1 protein-coding gene is annotated in these 26,431 nt (G+C 47.5%); it reads left to right on the top strand.

The features are described from left to right. Positions 1 to 222 precede the first annotated feature (222 nt). Positions 223 to 26,379 (top strand): Calx-beta domain-containing protein, encoded by a 26,157-nt coding sequence (locus tag GFS24_RS01330; RefSeq protein WP_153657771.1) that lies wholly within the window; start codon positions 223 to 225, stop codon positions 26,377 to 26,379. The last annotated feature ends 52 nt before the right edge of the window (positions 26,380 to 26,431 follow it).

Raw genomic sequence — 26,431 nt, forward strand, 5'->3', positions numbered from 1 at the left:
CAGGCCCGTTAGAGCCAGTGAAACAAAAGTAATATAATTTAAAAACCATTGTCTTTTCTAACTATTTCTTTCTTCAAAGTAGAATTAATACTACATGGTAGGCGTACTTCCTCTATAAGTTATTAGTGGCCATATATATAGTTTCGCATTAATAAATCATGTGGACAGTTTAACCCTGCATGAACCCAGACGAACCATATTCCTAATGACCATAGTGAGCCTATGAAGAATTTAATACTCCTGGCGAAGCTGCGCGCTATGCTGCAGCCGCGTTACCTATTGTTGATCATTGTGAGTTTGCTTGTTGTTCCCTATGCCAAAGCTTCCGTTTTCCCGGTAACCAATACCAACGATGTTGGGGTGGGATCTTTGCGTCAGGCTATCCTGGATGCAAATGCGGCGGGTGCGGGCCCTCATAGTATCGTGTTTAACGTGTATGGCAATATTAATATTGCCACCAGCCTGCCGAATATTACGACCAGCCGGTTAACGATAGACGGGCAGAACAAGATCACCATCAACGCCAATAATACAGGTTCAGCTTTCTTCACTATACAAGGAAATGCGGTTACGGTGAAAGGTTTCACACTCCTGAACAATATAGGTATTGCCATGTATGTGCAACCTAACCTGGATAGTGTGACGATCGCCGATATGAAGGTGAATACTGCAGGCACAGCCAACCTCGATAATATAGTATATATAGTAGGCGCTACCAATCACCTCACTATACGAAATATCACTTCTGACTATGGTCTGGAAACAGTATCTGCGCCCCGCTTCGGCAGGGCTTTTTATTTTGCCACCGGTAAACAGATGAACCTGCGGATCGAAGACATCAGGATCAAAGGACAAACAGACGCGGGTGTAGAAACACTTACCATGTTTGCGGAGTTCAGCGCTACAGCTCCTGTGGATACAGCCACTTTTAAGAATATCACTTTTGCCACGCTGGATAAGGTTTTACGTGCTGGCAGTACTTTTAAGAATGTCACTTTTGAAAACACTTCCTTTGATGATTTTGTGAGCGGTCTTGATTATGCTTTCATGTTTGATGGCGTGGTAGAAAAAGTAACGTTTAAAAAATTATTCCTGGACCTTAAAAACAGGTTGGCTGCCAACCCGGAAAAGGACTATGGTATTTGGTTTGTATCCGCTGCTTCAGATATTGTACTGGATGAGGTAGATATATTGCAGGGCGGTTTTTACAACGTGCTGTTCAGCAGTACCGCTACAAATATTACGATTAAAGATTCCAAGATCAGGAACCTTCCTGCAACGCATAATGCATCCTCTAACCTTGTTTACTTCACGGGTGCCGTGAATGGACTGACTATGACGAATGTGGCGCTGGAATCAGCTCCTGTGGACCTGATCCAGTACCCGCTTTATTTTGGAAGCACGTTAACTAATTCGCAGTTAAATAATATTACGATAAAATATGCCCAGTTCGAAGGGATAACCGTTGTCGGCGCCATAACGAATGCGGTATGGGATGGTTTGAAGATAGAAGGAGTAAGGGATGGTATTAATTCGGTGGCGGCTGTAACAGGATTGGAGATCAAAAATTCTGTGATCAGCAGTAACCTGGTGGCAGGAACAGATGCCATTGAGTTCGGTGGTTCATTTCCCCGTACAGGTGTGAAGCTGATCAATAATACATTAGAAGGATTCGGGCGGTCCGGTCTGGTGGTCAATATGGTGAACCCTACGGCTAACTTTGAGCTGACCGGTAATATCATCCGTTCTAACGGACTGCATGGGATCTTCTTACATGCAGGGACCAATGTAACGAAGACAATTAATATCACCGGTAATAACCAGATCTACAATAATGGCGGATCAGGTGTTTATTCTCATACTAATGATAATACGCAGGGGATTGTCATTACCGGTAACAGTATTTATAATAACACTATTAAAGGAATTGAACTGGCGGCTGCAGCCAATGGTAACTATAAAGGCGCCAACCGCCCGGTGATCGTTTCATCTGCTCCTGCCGGCGCTGGTACTTATACTGTAAATATAACCATCCCCGTAATTGCAACAGATGCGGTGGGGGCTACTTATACAGTGCATGTATACGCCAACGAAGTGGGTACTACGCCCACCAGCGGACGGCAACTGGTAGCTACTTACACGAATGTGCCCGCAGGTACTTCCCCGCGTACCATTACCCATACAGGTACGGCTGGCGGATTTTGGACAGCCACACTTTCTTCTGCCAAAGGTACCTCTGAATTCAGTGAACCGATGGTTATTTCGATAATAGGCCCCGGTGGTGTGAACACCGGCATTGGTGCATGGTACAGGGGGGATATAGGATTGAGTAGTGAGGTGTGGGCAGATGTGAGTGGTAATGGGAAAAGTATTCCTGCTGCTCCGTCAAAACCTGTTGTGGATAGTGTGACAGGGATCAATTTCAATCCCACGGCGGTATTTACAGCACCACAATATTATGGTAAGGGTAATGCGGTAGATCCTGCTACTTCTGTTTTGGGTAATGGCCCTCTCACGAGTGTGGGTATTTTTAGTGTGGCACAACCTACAGCCATCAATGGCAGCGGCATCTTCTACCAGATGACCACAAATGGTTATCCGGTTGGCGCTTCTCCGCAGTGGTCTAATAGTACAGCCTTGTGGGACGCACCTTATGGATACCGTGTGAATGTTGCATGGGGTGGAACTCTTGGCCAGCCACAGGTGTGGAGTTTTGTGAAAACCACAACGAACATGAGCGTTTTCCGGGACCACAATACTGTGGGCAATACCAATGGAGCGTATCCGGGAACAGGCTTAACAGGAGGGAACTATGCTACCAATCTTGGTGTATGGCATGGCAGTGCTTATTTCCAGGGTAGCATACCGGAGATCATCATATATAAAGATATAAGTACCTTAACTGCCACGGATCGACTCAAGATAGAAAGTTACCTGGCTGTTAAATATGGTGCTACGCTGGATGGAACAGATTACCTGGCCAGTGATGCTTCCGTTATATACACCGCTGCTGCGAATGCCGGTTATGGCAGGCGCATTACCGGTATTGGCCGTGATGATGTTTCCATACTGTTGCAAAAACAATCATTGAGTCAGGATACAGGTGTGGTGACACTGATTGCCGGCAACACGATTGCACCCACTAACAAATTAAATAGTGCAACTATCGGGAACGATAAAGCATTTTTGCTGATCAGTGATAACGGCGGAACACTGTTATATAACCAGGCTGTTACTGCTGTTACAGCTACCCAGCGGATGCTGCGTGTGTGGAAGGTAGAGAAAACAGCTAACTGGGATGATGCTGCAGACGTTACTTTAGAATACCAGGGCGGTGGATCGGGCAGTTACCTGCTTATTAGCACAGATGCTGCATTCAGCACTGTTACCAAAGAAGTACGTTTAGGGGCCAATGGCGCAGCTACCGTGAAAGGTGTTGATCTGCCGGATGGTGCTTACTTTACTTTTGGCCGTAGTCAAAAGACCCCGGGTGGTGTATTGGCAGGTTTGCAGGCATGGGTAAAAGCGGATGAAGGGATTGTTGTGAATGCCGCGAATGTGGCAAGCGGATGGATGGACCAGGGGCCTGTAACCAGGAACTGGACTTCAATCGGTAATAACAACATCACCTGGAGTAAGGCGGATATTAACTTCAATCCTTCCTTTAATTTTACCACTACGTCTTATTTTTCAACGCCACAGTTTGCAGGAGCATTTACTGCGGGAGAAGTCTTTTCTGTTCAATATTCAAATATTCCCAATAGCGTTGCTGCGGCTCATTTCCCCTGGGAATTCGGGGGCAATAGCGGTACCACATTGCAGCACTATAATTATTCGAACGGTAATATTTATTCCCGCTTCGGCAGAACTACAAGGCCGGGCTTTTCATTGCAGGGGCTGGATATGCAGCGAGCGCACCTGATGAACAGCTGGAGTGCAACAAATGATATGGCGGAAGGGTTTGACGGTAAAGTGTATTACTCCACGAATGTAAATACGCCCTCCTTCTCCTTCCTGGCAAATAACTATGTAGGAGCCGGGCATCTTTCTGTGTTCAACGGGCACATCTCCGAAGTATTGCTGTTTGACCGCAAACTGACCGCCCCGGAAAGAACGCAGGTGAATAGTTACCTGGCGTTTAAATATGGTCTTACACTGAAAGACGCAGCCGGCGCCGCCACGGATTACATTGCCAGCGATGGCACTACCCGGATGTGGACAGCCGCACAGAATGTTGGATACAACAGGCGTGTTACCGGAATTGGCCTTGATGATAACGGTACCCTTAATCAGAAACAATCCGTTAGCCAGGATAGTGGTACAGTTGTGATTGCCCTCGGCAATGATATCGCTGCTTCCAATGGTGACAATACGAATACAATAACACAGGACAGATCTTTCTTTGTGTTTGCTGATAACGGTGGAACAGCCATGTTTAATACAACCGTGAATGCAGCGCCTGCCACGCAAAGGATGGCGAGAATATGGAAAGTGCAGAAAACTGCCTGGACGGATCAGAATGTTACTTTATCTGTGAATGATACAACGGATAACATTGTTCCGCAACATCTTCTTATCAGTAATGATCCTTCCTTTAGCAGCGGTGTGGTGGTATTGCCACTCACCAATGGAAAGATCACACTGAACAGCAGCCAGTTGGCAGATGGCGCCTACTTTACTTTCGGGATTTACCTGAAAGGTCCGGGCGGCGTTGCTGCAGGGATCGGTGCATGGTATCGTGGCGATTATGGTTTGAGTACTGCACAATGGACTGACTTCAGCGGCAGGAATATCAACCTCCGCCAGGATATTATCAACAACAGGCCGGGTGTACGCAATATTGGTACAAACTTTAATCCTGCTGCTATCTTTAGCGGTGCACAATATTTCGGAAAAACAGGTGTGATTGATCCGGCAACTTCTGTTATGGGTAATGACCTTATGCAGAATATTTCTGTATATAGTGCTGCTACAACAGACTTGCTGGCTGCCGCAGAAGCCGGTGCTCTATTCAGCCAGATGACCAGTAATGGATACCCGGTAATAGCTTCCTCTTATCACGGTAATGGAAATAGCTATTGGGATGCGCCTTATAGCTTCAGGCAAAATACGCCATGGACCGGCACTTTTGGTGCGCCCTATGTGTGGAACTTTACCAAAAGGCTGAATGGTATGGGTATTTACCGGGATCGTGCTACCCTGATCGCCGATAATACAGCCCGTGATTTTGCTGGCGGTAATGGCGCTAATTATGCATCTAATATTGGTACATGGAATGGTGGTGGGTACTATATGAGGGGTACTATTTCTGAAGTTGTTATTTATAAAGAGATAGGTACGCATTCTGCAACAGACAGACTTAAGATAGAATCTTACCTGGCACTAAAATATGGTACTACCCTTAACCAAACACCTGCATCCAATTACCTGGCATCGGATGGCTCCGTGTATTGGGATGCCACTGCCAATGCAGGATATGCACAAAGGATCACCGGTATAGGAAAGGATACCACTACAGCCTTACACCAAAAACAATCTAAAAGTGTGAACAATGGTTTTGTAACCATTGCCATGGGGAATGCAATTGCAGCCAGCAATGCTGATAATGCAGGCAGCATTACCAACGACAGATCTTACCTGGTATTTGGAGATAATAATGGTCTTACCACTTATTCCAATAACATTACAGGTATAACAGGCGTGAGCAAAGTAATGCCACGTACCTGGAAAGTGGATAAGACCAACTGGGCTGATCAGGATATCACATTAAAGATCCCTGATACCCGTCAGAAAACTTACCTCATCGTAAGTGCTGATGCTACGTTTGGTGCAGGTGATGCAGCTTATCTGATGACGGATAGTCTTGTAACCCTGAACAGCAGCAGCCTGCCGGATAACAGTTACTTTACTTTTGCAAGAGATCCATTGTCACCCAATGGTGTAAATGATGGCATCGCTTTATGGTTACGTGCGGATGATGGTGTTTCAGGTGGAGATAAATGGAGCGATTACAGTGGTTTTGATAATCATGCGTTGCAACCCGCAACTGCGAGCCGCCCTGTTACAGATGCAAGGGCTACCAACTTCAATTATGGATTTGTGTTTGATGGTACGAACGATTTCTTAAACATCAACACAACGCGGGTAGACCCTTCAAATGCTACCATTTTCACTGTTGCATCCGGTAGCGGATATAATGCATACAGAGATCTGATCAGCAGTGGAAGTACTATTGGCATGGAGTTCAGGATCACGAATACGGGCCTGACTAATTACCTGGAAACGGATGGCGTTTCCATTGCAGGGGGAGGAGGGCTGAATACCCTCATTCCTAACAGGCCGTATATTTTGAGTGCCACGCAGAATAATACCACCAATGGTATCAAACTGTACCAGAACTATGGGCTGGATGGTACGGGTACCAGCACGCTAACCCCGGCTACGCAAAACCTGATAGGCATTGGATACCGATCATTTGGTCCGGCATTTTACTGGTTAGGCAATATCAATGAAGTTGTTATTTACAATAAAGTATTAAATGACGGCCAGCGCCTGAAAGTGGAATCTTACCTCGCGCTGAAATATGGTATCACCATTAATCAAACAGCACCCACCAATTACCTGGCTTCAGATAGTTCCGTTTACTGGACTGCTGCAACCAATGGTGCGTTTAACAAACATATTACAGGTATCGGTCGTGATGATCTTACCCGTTTGAATACAAAACAATCACTCAGCCAGGATACCGGCTTTGTGACCATTGCATTAGGTAACGACGTAGCGTTGACCAATGAATTGAATGCAGGTGCTATCACCAACGACAAGTCTTTCTTCTTATTTGCGAATAACACCGGTGTTGCACGTTATGCGATACCTGTTACGGCAACTAATTCCAAATACCGAATGGAGCGGGTATGGAAAGTGGAGAAAACCAACTGGACTGATCAGAATGTTACACTGAAAGCTACTTTCACAGACAAGGATAACTACCTGCTGATCAGTACAGATCCTACTTTTGCAACCATTGCACAGGAATTGCCGGTGGATAATACTGGTAAGATCACCTTATCCTCCTCTCTGTTAGCACAAGGTTATTACTTTACTTATGGCTCTGATATCAAATCTCCGGGCGGTGTGGCCAATGGCCTGAAGCTCTGGGTGAAGGCGGATGATGGCGTGTTGCAAACAGATGGTTCTGTTGTAAGTTCCTGGTCTAACATGGCCAATGCTGCACCGGGTTATAAAGTAGAACAAACCGTTGCGAGCCTTCAGCCTAAGTTCGTTGCTGCCGGCAGCAAGCTGCTGAACTTTAACCCGGCGGTACTTTTTGATGGTGGGGATGAACTGAAGAATTTAACACCTGTATTGCCGAATACTTCTCCTTTCAGTATGATCGCGGTAGGGAAGGATACCCGTGCTGTTATCTCTGGATGGATGGCACCATTATCTATGGGTACAGGTGGTAATTCACCTGCTATGGACCTCGCGAAAGACGGGTACAGCCCCAATGGCTGGAATCCATGGATAGACGGGTCCGCACCTGTTGAATGGCCCGGAGGCAGTGCCTTATTATTTAATGGTAATACAGGAGGTACTAATCAACAGTCCCAGATCTTTGCATTGAGCACGGAGAATGCTTCTACTGTTGCTGTAGACAATATCGTGAGTTGGGTAGATGGTTACAGGGAACAAACAACACTGGATGCCAAACGGCAGGCTTCTATAGGAACGCAGGCGTATGTTGGTTCCAGCGGTACCCCGGGTGAAGGCTGGAATGGCCTGGTACCGGAAGCCATCATCTACGACCGTAATTTAACGGATGCAGAAATGCGTGCGGTACAAACATACCTCGCTATTAAGTACGGGGTGTCTATGGATCAGCGCACACCTGTTAACTATGTATTGAATGATGCATCTGTTATCTGGGATGCTGCAACAAACAGCGGATATAAGAACAATATAGCCGGTATAGGCCGGCAGGATGCTTCTGCATTGGATCAGAAGCAATCCCGTAGTGTGAATGCAGGTGCGCAGGTGGCCATAGGGCTGGGCGCATTGGCAGATAATAACATCGCAAACACCAACAATTTTACTGCAGATAGAACATACCTCATATGGGGTGATGATGGTACTTCCACTTTGTTTAAAACACCTTTAACCGGTCATGCTGTAGCCAACTACCGCATGGCAAGGGTATGGAAAACACAGATGACGGCTTCAGTAGGAAATATACAGGTAGCAGTGCCATTTGATGCATTGCCGAATGCACAGCAAACATTCCTCCTGGTAAGTAATGATGCTACGATAGACGGAACGGATCAGTCTTATCCGTTAACGGAGATCAGTGTGAACGGTGTGAAATATTATGCTGCTACAATTGCCGCAGCTAATGCACAGTATTTCAGCTTTGCATCTTCTATTAAAGCGCCGGGTGGTGTACCGGGTACAGCCCTGTGGTTGCGTTCTGATTATGGTACTTCTTCTACAACGAATAATACATCTATCGATACCTGGACGGATTTTGCTTCCAACCTGAATAATGTCACACAGGTTACGCCTGCCAGTCAGCCATTGTATCTGAACAATGCCGCTGGCAACATCAACTTCAACCCGGTAGTGAAATTTGATGGTGTTAATTCCGGTATGACGGGCGGTTCTATACTGAAAACCGATACTTATAATGCTGCCGCTGCTTTCCTGGTAAGTAACCAGGCAGCTGCCAATGCAGCCGTTCTCTTTACAGAACCAAATGTCACCGGCGCCAGTCCTAACTACTTTTCCCTTATGACTACCTGGTCCGATAATCTTGTTTACTGGGATGCTCCGTTTACAGGTAGCCGGATTTCTTATAATACGGGAGGCATAAATAACCAGACAATTCTCTGGACTACCACCAGCAATACATTGCTTCCTGCCAACAGGCAGGCTATTTACAGGAATGGTACAAGCATGGTTACCGGGAATGGTACAGCCGTCTTTACAGGCAATAACAGTACCTTCTCGTTTGGCAGAAACGGTGCCGGCGCTCCATACAATGGCCGTATTGGTGAATTGATCATTTATACCAGCGCTCTGACGCCAATCGAACAGCAAAGGATAAACACCTACCTGTCACTGAAGTATGGAACAACTTTGAATGCCGGTGCTACAGATTACCTGGCTACTGATGGCACCACCACGGTGTGGAATGCAACCACTAATGCTACTTATAAGAATAACATCGCCGGTATCGGCCGGGATGATGTGGAAGGTTTGACACAGAAACAATCTTCCAGCGTTAACGCCGGTTTACAGGTAGCACTCGGGCTGGGTGGCCTGGCAACAGATAACCCGGCTAATACAAATACTTTTAGTGCTGACAAATCTTATCTCGTTTGGGGTGATGATAATGCAGATACTGTATTTACCACCGCGGTAACACATCCTGATGCCAACTACCGCATGGCCCGTGTATGGAAAGTGCAGAAAACAGGAACAGTGAATGATGTGCAGGTAGCTATCCGCAACAGTGCAATAGTGATACCTGAAAGGGCATCGCTGCTGGTGAGTGATGATGCTGCGTTTACAACAAACGTAACCGCTCATACACTGTCTGCCCTGAGCCTGAACGGACAGGATTACTACAGCGCCATAGCTTCGCTCAATGATGGACAATATTTCACCTTTGCCACAGAACTGAAAGCACCGGGTGGTGTAACCGGTTCCACATTATGGTTGCGCCCTGATGTGGGAGCAGGCACAGGTACAGATGGAGAAGCGGTTGCTAACTGGAAAGACCAGGCTGCATTGGCCAACCATGCATTGCAGGTTACGCCGGCTTTAAAACCAGTGTTTGCAAATAATGGTGCAGACAATATCAACTTTAACCCGATCATGAAGTTTAACGGTGCGCAGGAAATGAACCTCGCATTCAGCAAACTGCCTTCCGGTGTAAGTGACCGTACATTGATCGGGGTAACAAGAATGAATAACCTTACCGGCACTAAATATATTCTTGGGTATGGCGCTGCTGTATTGAATCAGGGAGCAGGTATCCTGAGTAATTCCGGACAACCTTATTTCACAGTGTATAGCGGAGGTTTAGGTGGTGGAAGTTTGGTGGTGGGCAAACCAGATGTGATAGTAGGTACCTGGAAAAACAATGGCGCTACCCGTACACTCAGCGTATATAGTAAAATGGTGCAGCTGGCTACTAATGCTGCATTTACCGCCAGTACCGTGGCAGGCAACGCCAAGATAGGCAGTGGTACTTTCACTGCAACAGAATTTATGAACGGCGCCATTGGTGATGTAATCGTATATCCTGTTGAACTGGATGCTGTAAAACGCCGTCGTGTTGAATCTTATCTCTCATTGAAGTACGGTTACACCATGACCGGTAATTACCTGGCCACGGATGGAACCACCGTTACCTGGGATGCTACCGCCAATGGAGGCGCTTACAATAATAATATTGCCGGTATCGGTAAAGATGATATAGAAGACCTGCAACAGAAACAATCCCGCAGTGTGAATGCCGGTGAATTGCTGACAGTTGGTCTGGGTAGCATCGCTGCTACCAACACTGCCAATAGCAGTGCTTTTGCAGCAGATAAGAGTTACTTCATCTGGGGTAGTACCGCAGGTGCTGTTACCGCAAACAGTACAGACCTTCCGGGTTGTATCCAGGAACGCCTCACGCGTGAATGGAAAATACAAACTACTAATTTCGACAATACTGCGGCACCTGTAGATCTTGAATTTGACCTCACGGGCATCACCCGTTATGGTACCGCACCTGAACATTATGCTCTGCTGGTAGATAAAACCGGCAGCGGTAATTTCGCCGGCCTTTCTCCTTCCGATTATTCGTTAATTCCCGCAACTGCCGTTACTGGTGATAAAGTGAGCTTTGATAATGTAACAGGCCTGCCTGCCGGAGCTGTGTTCACCTTAGTAACACGTAATGCCGTTACACCGGTGGCTAAACTGGTAGCGGATAATACCACTGCTACCGCAGCCAGTTCATGTATCAATTCAGATGGCTGGTTGTATTTCAAAGACCCTGCTGATCCTGATAAATATATTGCTGCTATTGATCCGAATGGTAACACCATAGACCCTGCCCTGATCTCTGCAACCATTGCAGTAAACAGGAACATGGTAACAGAATTGGGTAAGAGCAGCGTGGGTAATGATTATGGTACGCAACTGATGCGCCGTATGGTGCAGATCGCTTACACAGGTGGTTCGCTTACCGTGAATGGTGGCGTTAAAGTGCGCCTGTTCTGGAACCCTGCAGAAAAAGCAGCTGCAGAAAGCGCGCTGACTGCACGTGGTGTAACCGGAGCGCAAACATGGACCTGGTACAAACATACCGGCGATGTGACCGCTACACTGGCAGACCTTACTGCAGGAGGATTAAATAATATTACAATACTTTCTCCTTCCACCGGCGTTGCAGACGGCGTGGATTATGTGGAGTTTAACAGTATACAGGACTTCTCTGTATTTGGAGCAGTAACTACTGCCAATCAGATCCTGGGCATTACCAAAGTGCAGGATGGTACAGAAGGAACTGCTGATGGTTCATTCAGCATATCGCTGCCTGCAGGACTTACCGCTACAGAAGATGTGACCGTTAATTACAACGTATCAGGTGTTGCTGTGAATGGCACAGATTACACTTCACTCAGCGGGACAATTATACTGCCTGCAGGAAGTAATGGGGTGACATTGCCTATACCTGTAACAGATGATAAAATTATAGAACAGACAGAAACCGTTGTGGTTACATTGAGCAACGGGATCGGAAACACCAGTGCAAGCGCCTATACTATAAACAGTACACAGGGGAATGCGAGCCTGGATATTATTGATAATGACAGTAATGATCCGCTAAGGACCGTTTTGAATATCAGCAGCGCAGGTAATGCAACGGAACCATCAACAGATGGTGCGTTTACCATTAGCCTGCCAACAGATGTAACGGCGGCGGAAGATATTACAGCTACCTATACAATTGGCGGAACAGCTACAGCAGGTGGAGATTACGTGACACTTTCCGGTACGGTATTAATACCTGCCGGGCAGAACAGCGTGCCTATACCAGTAGTGGTATCCGATGATCAGGTGATAGAGAACCTGGAAACAGTGATCCTGACAGCCACAGGTGGCTCTTCTGCAACTTTTGCCTTCACAGCGGGTACTGGCGCAACGGTGAATATTACGGATGAAGATAATACCCCTGCAAATCGTGTGATAAGCGTTACTAAATCTGCTGACGCATCAGAGCCTTCTACGAATGGCGCATTCCGTGTAAGCCTGCCTTTCGGAGTGAGCGCGTCAGAAGATATTACTGTGAATTATACGATCGGAGGAACGGCTGGTAATGGTACGGATTACACGACCCTTAGCGGTACGGTTATCATTCCTGCCGGTCAGAACGGTGTACCTGTAGATGTGACGCCGGCACCCGATCAGATCATTGAGAATACAGAAACAGTTATACTGACTGTTACAGGTGGAAACAGCACCAGCTTTAATTTTACTGCTTCCCCAACAGCTGCAGCTGCTACTGTGAATATTGCGGATGATGACAATACGCCGGCTAACCGTGTTATAAAGGTAGTAGTAGCCCGTGATGGAGTTGAAGGCGGTGTTGGTTTAAGGTTTGATTTTGTATTACCTGCGGGGATCAGGCTTTCAGAGAATGTAACTATAAATTATACCGTAAGCGGTACCGCAATAAAGGGTACAGACTATACTCCTAATCCCGGACCTCATTTTAGTGGCACAGCCACCCTTACAACAGGGACTATGGGCGGTGTAAGTACAATAGCTAGCGTAGTAGATGACCAGATCATAGAAGGCACAGAAACAGTGGTGATCACTATCAACAGCGCTTCTTCCGGCAGCTTCACCTTTACCGCTGATCCTGTTGAAGGTAGTGCTACTGCTACGATCACTGATAATGATAATACAGCTGCTGACCTTGAGCTTTCTGTCACCAAATCAGCAGATGCGGTGGAGGCTGGTACCAACGGAGGCTTTAACATCAGCCTGGCAGGTGGTAAAACAGCTACAGAACCTGTTACCGTAAATTATACCATTACCGGTACTGCTGCCAGCGGTACTGACTATACTACCATACCTGTTAGTGTTGTGATCCCTGCCGGTCAAAACAGCGTACTTGTACCGGTAGCGGCGATAAACGATAACATTATAGAGTTAACAGAAACGGTGGTATTAACAGTCACCGGTGGTACATCCAGCAGCTTTGTTTTCACGCCCGGCGCAGCAAACAGTGCTACTGTGAACATTACAGATGATGAAAATACACCGGCGAACCTTCGCGTAAGGGTACTGCCTGACCGCGATGGGGTTGAAGGGGGGGCGAGTATCAGGTTCAATTTCGCATTGGCTCCGGGAGTTGCAAGCTCTGAGACAGTAACTATACATTATACGATAAGTGGTACCGCAGTAAAGGGCACTGACTATGATGGTATGACCATATCGCATTTTAGCGGAACAGCGGTCATTAACTCCGGCAGCACGTCCACTGTGGGACCCGTGGTAGATGACAAGATCATAGAAGGCGACGAAACCGTAGTGATCACTATCGATGACGCCTCTTCCGGCAGTTTTACCTTTACCCCTGATCCTGTTGAAGGTAGCGCTACACAAAAGATCATTGATAATGATAACATACCGGCTAACCTCCAGCTTTCCGTTACTAAAACAACAGATGCTGCAGAACCGGCTACCAATGGTGCATTCAGCATCAGCCTGCCAGCCGGTGTAACGGTAACAGAAGATGTTACCGTGAACTATACAACAGGTGGTACAGCCACAGGTGGCACTGATTACACTGCGTTATCCGGAACGGTAACCATCCCGGCAGGTTCAACCAGCGTGCCGGTACCTGTAACCCTGTTGCCTGACCAGATCATAGAGAATACAGAAACTGTGGTACTCACGTTAACCGGTGGCACATCTGCCAGCTATACATTCACGGCCAGCGCTACCAATGGTAATGCCACGGTGAATATCACAGATGATGATAACACAGCGGCTAACCGTAAACTGAGCATCAGCAACACAGGAGATGGAGCAGAGCCTTCTACGAACGGTTCATTCAGCATCAGTCTTCCAGGTGGTGTCACTTCATCAGAAGATATCACAGTGAATTACACCATCGGCGGTACTGCCACCAATGGTGCAGATTATACAACGCTGTCCGGCACCGCAGTAATCCCTGCCGGCCAGCCTTCCGTTCCTGTTACCATAACGGTAACAGACGACGCGACCATAGAAGTCACAGAAACGGTAGTGCTGACAATCACAGGTGGCACATCTACCAGCTTCGCTTTCACACCTGACGGTACGAATGGCAATGCCAGCATAAATATTACCGATAATGACAACACACTGGCTAATCGTACACTGACCATTGAGAAAACAGCAGACGCAGCAGAACCTGGTACCAATGGCGCCTTCATTGTGAGTTTGCCTCTCAATGTATTGGCTGCTGAGGATATCACCGTAAACTATACTATTGGCGGAACTGCTACCGGTGGAACAGATTATGCTTCCTTAAGCGGTACGCTGACCATTCCTGCAGGCCAGAACAGTGCAGCCTTACCAGTGGTGAGTATGATCGACGATCAACTGATAGAGTTAACAGAAACAGTAATGGTAACACTCACGGGCGGTACTTCCACTAGTTTCAGCTATGTTGCCAGCGCTACAGATGGCAATGCCCAGGTGGATATTACTGATGATGATAATTCGCCTGCTAATAACGTACTCAGCATTGAGAAACTGACGGATGCAGAAGAGCCTTCTACTGATGGCACTTTCAGGATCAGCCTTCCAACGAATGTAAGGTCTGCCGAAGATATCACCGTGAACTATACAATTGGAGGAACTGGTACTAACGGTACGGATTATACTACTTTAAGTGGTACTGTATTATTACCTGCGGGCCAGAATTCCGTATTGCTGCCGGTAGATGTGATAGATGATAAGATCATTGAGAATACAGAAACAGTTACAATAACTATCAACAACAGTTCTTCTGCCAGCTTCGCCTTCACGCCAAGTGCTACCATTGGCAACGCAACTGTTGATCTCATTGATGATGATAATACACCTGCCAATAAAGTATTAATCGTTACTAAAACAAGTGACGGAGCTGAGCCAGCTGTGGATGGTGCATTTAGTATAGCACTACCAGCGGGCGTAAGTTCATCTGAACCGGTTACGGTGAATTATACCATCAGCGGTACCGCTACAGGAGGAACAGATTACACCACATTGACCGGAACGGTGACATTAGCCCCCGGCCAGAACGATGTACCCATCCCGGTAGACGTGAACGATGATGCATTTGTGGAAAACACAGAAACAGTGATCCTGACCCTCACAAACGGTGCTTCCACCAGCTTTACATTTACCGCCAGCACTACCAATGGTAATGCTACGGTGAATATAGGGGATGAAGATAATACGACAGTAAGCCGTGTGCTCAGCGTGTTCAATGATGGCGATGCTGCAGAGCCTGGTACCAATGGTGCATTTAAGATCAGCTTACCACCTGGTGTATTCTCTTCTGAAGATGTGACGGTGAACTATGTTGTCAATGGTAGTACGGCATTAGGCGGAGTGGACTACACAGCCCTGAGTGGCAGTGTGATCTTACCTGCTGGTCAGAACAGCGTGCCGGTGCCGGTAATTGTTAGTATTGACGACATCATAGAAGGTGATGAATATGTAAACCTCACCATCACAAACGGAACGTCCGCGAGCTTTGCCTTCACTGCCAGCCCTACAGAAGGTACTAACATAGTGAATATTGCAGATGATGATAATACCGGTACCAACCAGGTACTGACGCTTACTAAAGCAGCAGATGCGGCAGAGCCCGGAACAAACGGAAGCTTTAGGATCAGCCTTCCTTTGGGTGTAACATCCGCTACAGATATCGATGTAACTTATAATATTGACGGAGGAAGTTCAGCTACACCAGCTTTAGACTACCAGCCGATCACCGGAACCATTATTATCCCTGCCGGCCAGAACAGCATCGCTGTACCTGTGAATGTAGTGGATAACCTGATGATAGAACCGGCTGAATCCGTGATCCTGAATATCACAGCAGGTACCGGAACGAACGGATTCGCTTATACCGTAGCCGGAGGTGGGACCGCTACAGCAGACATTACAGACAACGACTTTGTAACGAACAGCAAAGTTGTGCTGATCACTAAAGTATCTGATGCCATAGAGGGAGGAGCACATGGGCAGTACAGGATCTCCCTGCAGCCAGGCATCACCAGTTCAGAGGATGTAGTGGCTACCTTTAACCTTACCGGTAGTACTGCTATTCCTGCAGATTATAATCTCCTGGGTTTAACCGGCGGTAACATTGTAATACCTGCAGGCGCTAATTCTGTAGTGATAGATGTAGATGCCATTGACGATGCCAGTGTGGAAGGTCCGGAAGATGTGACGCTGAACCTCACCGGCGCTAACTCTGCCAGCTTTGCCTTTACAATTGATCCTGCCAGCAGCGGCGCCACGGTAAATATTGTGGATGCCAACGCAGCGAGCAGCACCCTGTTGCAGGTGATCAAAGTGGCGGATGCAGGTGAACCGCTGGCTAACACCACCTTTAATATTGAATTCGCCGGGGCAGCAACTTCTGCATTCCCTGTTACAGTAGGATATGTTGTAAGCGGAACGGCGTCCTCCGGCCTGGATTACCAGTCATTTGGCACCATCATCATTCCTCCCGGCACAAATAGTTTGCCCATCCCTGTGACGGTAATAGATGATGAGGTGATAGAGCCAACGGAAACAATGACCTTCACCATCCTGTCCGGCAGTGCGCTGGATGGAGGTGGAAATGCTTTCATCTTCCCGCCTGATCCGGCCAACGATGACATAACAATTGATATAACAGATAATGATGCGTCGGCCGCTAACCAGGTGCTAAAAGTCGTGAAGACCACAGATGCAGCAGAACCAGGTACTAACGGCGCCTTTACGGTTAGCCTGCCAGGCAATTATGTAGCTTCCAGCGACATTACATTGATTTATTCACTTACAGGCAGCGCTACCGGTACTACGGACTACAATGTGAACACCATTGTTCTGCCAGCGTACACCAATAGTGTGTCTATTCCGGTAGAGGTGGTGGACGATCTGGTGATTGAAATGCCTGAAACCGTGACCCTCAACCTGGGGACCAGCACAGATGCCAATGGTTTTAGTTATACAGCAGACCCAACAAACGGTGCCGCCACAGTAACAATTGCGGATAATGATAATACGCCCGCCAATAAAGTATTTGAAGCAGGTATACTCGGCGATGGGGAAGAAGGTGGTGCGAACGGTCAATTTATTCTCGGCTTCTACAATGGTTACATTTCATCAGAAGAAACCACTGTTAATTATACGATCTCTGGTACAGCTACCGACGGTACTGACTATACTATCATGACAGGTACTGCCGTAATACCAGCCCTTAATGGCGGCGTAGTGGTGAATGTTTTTGTGACAGATGATGAGATGATTGAAGGAAATGAAAGTGTAGTGCTCACTATCACCGATGGTTCGTCCACCAACTTTACCTATACACCTAATGGATCAAATGGTACAGCAACGGTTACGATCATTGATAATGATGCTACCGCAAGTAACCAGGAATTGACCGTGGCCCAAACGGCAGATGGTGTAGAAGGTGGTGCCAACGGTGCATTCAGCATAAAACTGCCCGGAACAACAACGGCAGCAGAACCGATCACGGTGAATTATACGATCACGGGTACTGCTACACCAGGCAGTGATTATACAGCACTCAGTGGCACGATCGTCCTGCCTGCAGGACAAAACAGTATTCTTGTACCGGTAGGAGTGGTGAACGATCTGTTGATAGAGAATGCAGAAACAGTAATACTTACATTAACAGGTGGTACATCTGCCAACTTTACTTACACGGGCAGCAACAGTGCAACCGTGAATATTGCTGATAACGATAATACCACAAGTAATAACTCACTGAGGGTTGTCAAAACAACGGATGCTGCAGAACCGGGTACGAATGGTGTATTCACCATCAACCTGCAGGGAGTTGGTATTAGTTCATCGGAAGATGTTACCGTGAATTATACGATCACTGGTACCGCTATATCCGGGGTTGATTATACTATACCAGGCAGTATTGTGCTGCCCGCAGGGCAAAACAGCGTGCCCGTAAGCGTAGCAGTGATAGATGACAGACTGATAGAGCCATTAGAAACAGTGATCCTGACGCTGACGGGCGGTACTTCTACCAGCTTTACTTTCCCTGTCACTGCCAGCCCAACTTTCAGTCAGGCCACCATGAACATCACAGACAATGATAATACAGCTGCTGATCGCGAGATCAGTGTGATCAAAACTGCTGATGCTGCAGAAACTACGCCTGTTTCGGCTGGTGGATTCCTTGTAAAACTGCCCGATGGAGTGACTGCATCACAGGATGTTACAGTGAATTATACGATCGGTGGTACTGCCACAGGTGCTGCTGACTATGTAGCCTTGACGGGTACGGTTATCATTCCGGCAGGTCAGAACAGTGTAGCCGTACCGGTGACTGTGGCTGATGATGATCTTATAGAGAATCCGGAAACAGTTAGCATAACTGTTACAGGTGGAACGGGTGTTGGTCTAAGTTTTACAGCTTCTTCAACAGCATCTGCTACCATGAATATTACGGATAACGACAATACGCCGGCTAACCGTACCATAAGAGTTCAGGTAGCGAATAATGGAACGGAAGGTGTTCCCGGCACTCCTGGTGGGGTAAGGATCAATTTCCTCCTGCCTCCGGGGGTTGTCAGCTCTGAGCCAGTGGATATTCATTATACGATAAGTGGTACCGGGGTATTAGGAACAGACTATCTTCCTTTTAGCGCAATTCCGCAACATTTCTCTGGAACCATCACTATGTCATCAGGCAGTAGTCTTGTTGCCATGGCCAGTACTACTGTGGATGACCAGATCATAGAAGGTCTGGAATCGGTAGTGATCACTATCACAGGTGCTACTTCCGCCAGTTTCACCTTTACCCCTGATCCTGCTGAAGGCAGCACAACTGCTACCATCACTGATAATGATAACACGCCGGCTAACCGCGAGCTTTCTGTCACTAAAACAGCAGATGCATCAGAACCTGGTAACAACGGACAATTCAGTGTTAGCCTGCCAGCAGGTGTAACAGTTACAGAACCTGTTACCGTAAACTATACTATCACGGGTACCGCCACTAACGGTACAGACTATATTACTTTGCCTGGTACGGTAACCATCCCTGCCAACGTAACCAGCATACCGGTGGATGTAACCTTGTTACCTGATCAGATCATAGAGAACTTAGAAACAGTGATCCTGACGATAACAGGTGGTACGTCTCCAGGTTATACGTTCACACCAGGTGCTACGAATAGTGCTACCGTGAATATTGGCGATGATGATAATACCCTGGGCAATAACGTACTGACCATCACTAAAACCGCCGATGGCGCAGAACCAGGTACGGATGGCGCATTTAGCGTAAGACTGCCTGCAGGTGTAACCGCCTCAGAAGATATCACCGTGAATTACACCATAGATGGTACCGCTGCAAATGGTACGGATTACACCACACTGACCACATCGGTGATCCTACCTGCCGGTCAGAACAGTGTACCAGTACCTGTAGAGGTAACGGAAGACCTGGCTATAGAAGGCAATGAAACGGTGACCCTGACATTAACCGGTGGTACATCTACCAGCTTTACTTTCACTGGCACTACCAGTGCTACAGTGAATATCAGCGACGATGATGATATCCCGGCTAACCGTGTTGTGAAAGTAGTATTCACGCAGGACGGGACTGAGGATGGTGCCCTTATAAGGATGCGTTTCGAATTGCCTGCAGGGGTTATCAGTTCTGAGGCTATAACAATAAATTATTCAAAGAGTGGTACCGCAATATTTAACACCGACTATAGAGGCGTAACACTGGCGCAATTCAATGGGTCAGCCACTATATTCCCGGGTAATAACAGCAGCACCCTCTATGGTGGTGTGGTGATAGATGACCAGATCATAGAAGGACCTGAAACAGTGGTGGTTACTATTACGAACATAACTTCGTCCGGCAGCTTCGTTTATACGGCTGATCCTGTTCAGGGTACTGCTACGACTACCATCGTTGATAATGATAATATAGCGGCCAACCGTGAGATAAGCGTTACTAAAACAACAGACGCATCAGAACCAACTAACAACGGTGCATTCAGTGTGAGCCTGCCAGCAGGGGTAACTGCCTCAGAAGATATCACGGTAAATTATACGATATCGGGTACCGCTACTAACGGTACAGACTATACTACTTTACCTGGTACAGTGATCATCCCTGCCGGTTTAACCAGCATCCCGGTAGATGTGAGCCTCTTACCTGACCAGATCATAGAGAACACAGAAACAGTGATCCTGACAGTAACAGGTGGTACTTCTGCCAGCTTTACGTTCACAGCGAACACTACACCTGCTACCGTGAATATTGGTGACGATGATAATACCCTGGCCAATAATGTACTGACCATCACTAAAACTGCTGATGCCGCAGAAGCTGGTACAGATGGTGCATTCAGCATCAACCTGCCAGCAGGCGTAACTGCATCAGAAGATATCACCGTGAATTATACCATAGGTGGTACCGCCACAAATGGAACGGATTACATCACAATGACCACATCGGTAGTTATCCCGGCAGGTCAGAACAGTGTACCGGTACCAGTAACGGCATCGCCTGACCAGGTGGTAGAAGGCACAGAAACGGTGATCCTGACATTAACCGGTGGTACATCTACCAGCTTTACCTTCACCGGCAGCGTCAGCGCTACAGTGAATATTAGCGATGATGATAATATACCGGCTAACCTTGTACTGAGCGTTACTAAAACAGCGGATGCATCAGAACCTGGTACCAATGGCGCATTCAGTGTGAGCCTGCCATCAGGCGTAAGCGTATCGGAAGCTATCACCGTGAATTATACCATCTCAGGTACGGCTACCAATGGTACAGACTATACTACCCTGGGTGGCACGGTGACGATCCCTGCCGGTCAGAACAGCGTGCCTGTAGATGTAAGCTTGTTGCCTGATCTGATCATAGAAGGCACAGAAACGGTGATCCTGACATTAACGGGTGGTACATCAACCAGCTTTACCTTCACCGGCAGCACCAGCGCTACCGTGAATATCTCAGACGATGATAATACAGTAGCCAACCGTGTGATAAGCGTTACTAAAACAGCTGACGCAACAGAACCTGGTACCAACGGCGCGTTCAGCGTTAGCCTGCCAACAGGCGTGAGCGCATCGGAACCTATCACGGTGAATTATACGATCACGGGTACGGCTACTAACGGTACAGACTATACTACCCTGGGTGGTACAGTGGTCATCCCTGCCGGTTCAACCAGCATACCGGTAGATGTGAGCCTGTTGCCAGACCTGATCATAGAGAATACAGAAACGGTGATCCTGACATTAACCGGCGGTACATCTGCCAGCTTTGCCTTCACTGGCAGCACCAGCGCTACGGTGAATATCAGCGATGATGATAATACGCCGGCTAACCGTGTATTAAGCATCAGTAATAATGGCGATGGATCTGAACCATCCACGAACGGGGCCTTCAGCATCAGTCTGCCCGCAGGCATAAGCGCATCAGAAGCCATCACCGTGAACTATACTATTACCGGCACCGCAACCAATGGTACAGACTATACCACTTTAGGTGGTACGGTGACTATCCCCGCTGGTGATAACAGTGTACAGGTTCCTGTAACCGTAATGAATGATCTGGTTATAGAAGGTACTGAAACCGTGATCCTGACATTAAATGGTGGTACATCTTCCAGCTTTGTCTTTACCGGCAGCACCAGCGCTACCGTGAATATTGCAGATGATGATAACTTACCGGCTAATCTTATTCTGAGTGTAGCCAAAACAACAGACGCAACAGAAACAGGTACAAACGGCATCTTCACCATTAGCTTACCTAACGGTGTAACAGCTACGGAAGCGATCACCGTAACCTATAGCATTGCCGGCACAGCGGCAAGTGGTACAGACTTTACCGCTCCTGCTACTACAGTAGTAATACCAGCCGGTCAGAACAGCGTACCGGTGACGATACCTGCAATAGACGATAAGATCATAGAGAATGCAGAAACAGTAGAGTTAACAATAACCGCGGGTACTTCCACCAGCTATACATTCAGTGCAAGCCCTGTAAATGGTACTGCTTCCCTGGATATTGTTGATGATGATAACACGCCGGCTAACTTTACCTTGACGGCAGTGAATAATGGCGATGCAACAGAAGCGGGGACAAATGGTGCCTTCACTATCAGCCTGCCCAACACCATAACAGCTGCTGCTGATATCACGGTGAATTACACCATCAGTGGTACTGCTGCGAATGGAGTGGATTATACAACACTCAATGTCACGGTAACAATTCCAGCGGGCCAGAACAGTGTGCCGGTAGATGTGATCGCATCTCCTGATCAGATCATTGAAGGAGATGAAACAGTGATCTTGTCTATCACAGGCGGTACTTCCGGCGTCGGTAACTTTACATCAGGCAGCAATGCTACTGTAACGATCGCAGACGATGATAATACGCCGGCGAATACGGTACTCACGATCACCAATGCCGGTGATGGCGCAGAACCAACTACAAACGGTTCCTTCAGCATCAGCCTGCCTACGGGTATTACTGCATCAGAAGCTATCACGGTGAACTACACCATTGGCGGAACTGCAGCTAACGGTACAGACTATACTACTTTAACAGGTACTGTAGTATTAGCGGCCGGTCAGAACAGTGTGCCGGTACCCGTTACTGTAACAGATGATCTGCTTATAGAGCCAACAGAAACCGTGATCCTGAGCTTAAATGGTGGTGCATCTGCCAGCTTTGTTTTCACCGGTAACAATGCTGCTACCGTGAACATTGCAGATGATGATGATACACCGGCGAATAAGGTGATCAGTGTGGCTAACAGTGGAGATGCTGCTGAGCCAGGAACGAATGGTTCCTTTACCATCAGCATCCCTGTATTATTAGCGGAAGATCTGACGGTGAACTATACCATCACGGGAACCGCAGTGAACGGTACTGATTATACTACCATAACAGGCACCGCAGTGATCCCTGCAGGCCAGCACAGTGTACCGGTAGCTGTAACTGTATCAGATGACCAGATCATTGAAAATGCAGAAACAGTGATCCTGACCTTAACAGGTGGTACCTCTGCGAATTTTACGTTCACCGGCAACACCAGCGCTACTGTGAATATCAGCGATGATGATAATACACCGGCGAATACGGTACTCACGGTCACAAATACAGGTGATGGTGCAGAACCATCTCCGAACGGTTCCTTCAGTATCAATCTGCCTGCTAATGTTACTGCAGCAGAAGATATTACAGTGAACTATACGATTGCAGGAACAGCTGTTAACGGTACAGACTATACCACACTCACCGGTACGGCAGTAATACCAGCCGGCCAGAACAGTGTACCGGTAACTGTAGCCGTAACAAACGACCAGATCATTGAGAATACAGAAACTGTGATCCTGACCTTAACAGGTGGTATATCTGCGAACTATACCTTCACGGGTAATACTTCCGCCACTGTGAATATTGCAGACGATGATAATACACCAGCTAATAAAGAACTGAGTGTAACGAATGCAGGAGACGCAGCAGAATCCGGAACGAATGGAGTCTTTAATATCAGCCTGCCGCTGAATATTACAGCAGCAGAAGATATCACGGTGACCTACACGATCGGTGGTACTGCAACAAGCGGAGCAGATTATACCCCACTCACAGGTACTGTGATCATCCCGGCTGGTTCAACCAGCATGACGGTGAATGTGATCCCAGCACCGGATATGGTGATAGAGCATACAGAAACTGTGATCCTGACAATAACGGGCGGTATCTCTGGCAGCAATACATTCACGGCCAACGCCACAAATAACAATGCAACTGTAAATATTACAGATGAAGATAATACCGCTGCGACGCGCGTATTAAATGTTGTCAAAACAACGGACGCTTCTGAAGCAGGTAACACCGGGGTATTTACAATCGGTTTACCCGCAGGTGTTACCGCAACGGAGGATGTCACGGTTACTTACACGATCACGGGTACGGCTGCTAATGGTACAGATTATACCACATTGAACGGTACCGCAATTATCCGTGCCGGTGATTTCAATGTACCAGTGAATGTAGCAGCATTGAGCGACCAGTTCATTGAAGGAGATGAAACGGTGATCCTCACCATCACAGGAGGTACCACACCTTCACTGGGCAGCTTTACAGCCGAAGCTGCAAATAGCGCTGCAACTGTTCTCATCACAGACGATGCTGCCAACCGCACATTGACGATCGTGAAATCAACGGATGCAGCAGAACCCACAACAGATGGTGAGTTTATGGTGAACCTGCCGAATAATGTTACAGCAACAGAAGATGTGACTGTTACTTATACGATTGCCGGTACAGCTGTGAACGGAACAGACTACTTCACACTGAGCGGTACTGTGATCATCCCTGCCGGTCAGCCTGGTGCACCAATATCTGTAACGGTCATTGACAACGACCTTACAGATGGCAACAGAACAGTGGTGGTAACCATCACCGGCGGCAGCACCCCAACACTGGGCAGCTTTACACCGGGAGCGGCTGCAAACGCTACGGTAACGATCGCAGACAATGATGTGAAAGCATCTGCGAAATGGAAGAGCGCAGCCTTCACCGGTACCGGTGCAAACGGCGCAGCCAAAGCAGGAGATGCCATCACCTATACGATCTCCGTCCGCAATACAGGTAATGTGAAACTGACCAATGTGATCATAAAGGATAACGTACCTGCCTTTACAGACTTTGTGAGTGCAGAAGAAAATATTACACCGGTAGGGCAAACCCTTACCTGGACCATACCTGAAATAGCCGTTGGCGCTACCATTACACGTAGCTTCACTGTAAAAGTGGCCAATGATCTGTCCGGTGCATCCACCATCACCAATACCGCACAGGTTGATGATGGTAAGGGAACCGGGATGGAAAACACTGTTCCGGAAGATCCGAACAATCCCGGCAATCCATATCCTAATCCTCAACCGAATACACCAGCTACTACCATACCGGTAGACAACGGCGGGGACGGTTCAGTAAGCTGGAAGAGTGTTAGCTATTCAGGTACTGGTGCTAATGGCGCAGTAAGGCCAGGTGATAACATTACTTATACGATTGCTGTTCGCAATGACGGTAATACCAAACTCACCAATGTAAGGATAGCAGATGTGGTGCCTGCGGGAACCAACTTCGTAAGCATTACCAACAATGGTGTACAAACGAACAGGAACCTGAGCTGGACGGTACCGGAAATACCAATTGGCGCCACAATAAGAGTAAGTTTTGTGGCAGCTGTGGCCAATGATCTCACAGGCATCACCAACATTACCAACACCGCACAAACAGACGGCGGTGGCGGTATGAGACCTACGGTTCCGGAAGATCCAAATAACCCTGGTAATCCAATGACGAATCCGCCAGCGGGCACACCATCTACCAGCATACCGGTAGATATCACGGCCCCCACTACCATCAACTGGAAGAGCGCAGCTTACACCGGTAACGCCGTACGTTTCGGCAGCCGCATCACTTATACCATTCACGTACGCAATACCGGTTATACTACGGTAACGAATGTGAACATCACAGATGCGATCCCTGCAGGTACGGAGTTTGAAACGATTGCGAATGGTGGTACCAGAAATGGTAATGATCTAAGCTGGACGATTGCCAGCATTCCAGTGGGCACTACCAGTACGGTAAGCTTTACGGTGACAGTTGTAAGAGACCTTACAGGTATCCTGAATATCACCAATACGGCCAACGTAGATAATGGCAGCGGCCCGCAGCCAACTATTCCATCTGATCCAACTGATCCTGATAAACCACATCCGTCACCACAGGCAGGCGCACCGTCTACCAGTGTACCGGTAGAAGTGAAAGACCTCATCTTCAACAATGTGTTTACGCCAAACGGTGATGGTAAGAATGAGAAGTTTGTAATAGGTGGCCTGGAAAAATATCCGGGATCAGCGATCTACATCTACAACCGTTGGGGTGGTATGGTGTATCAGAGCAAAGATTACCGTAACGACTGGAATGGCTCCGGTCTCAATGAAGGAACGTATTTCTATATCCTGGAAGTAAGAAGACCGGAAGGAATTGCCGTACAAAAAGGTTGGGTTCAGATCCTGAGATAATAATACTCATGCGGATCACAGTGTAAAAGCTGTGGTCCGCATATAAAATGCA

This window comes from Chitinophaga sp. SYP-B3965 (assembly GCF_009647655.1).
In the GTDB taxonomy this organism is placed as follows: Bacteria; Bacteroidota; Bacteroidia; order Chitinophagales; family Chitinophagaceae; genus Chitinophaga.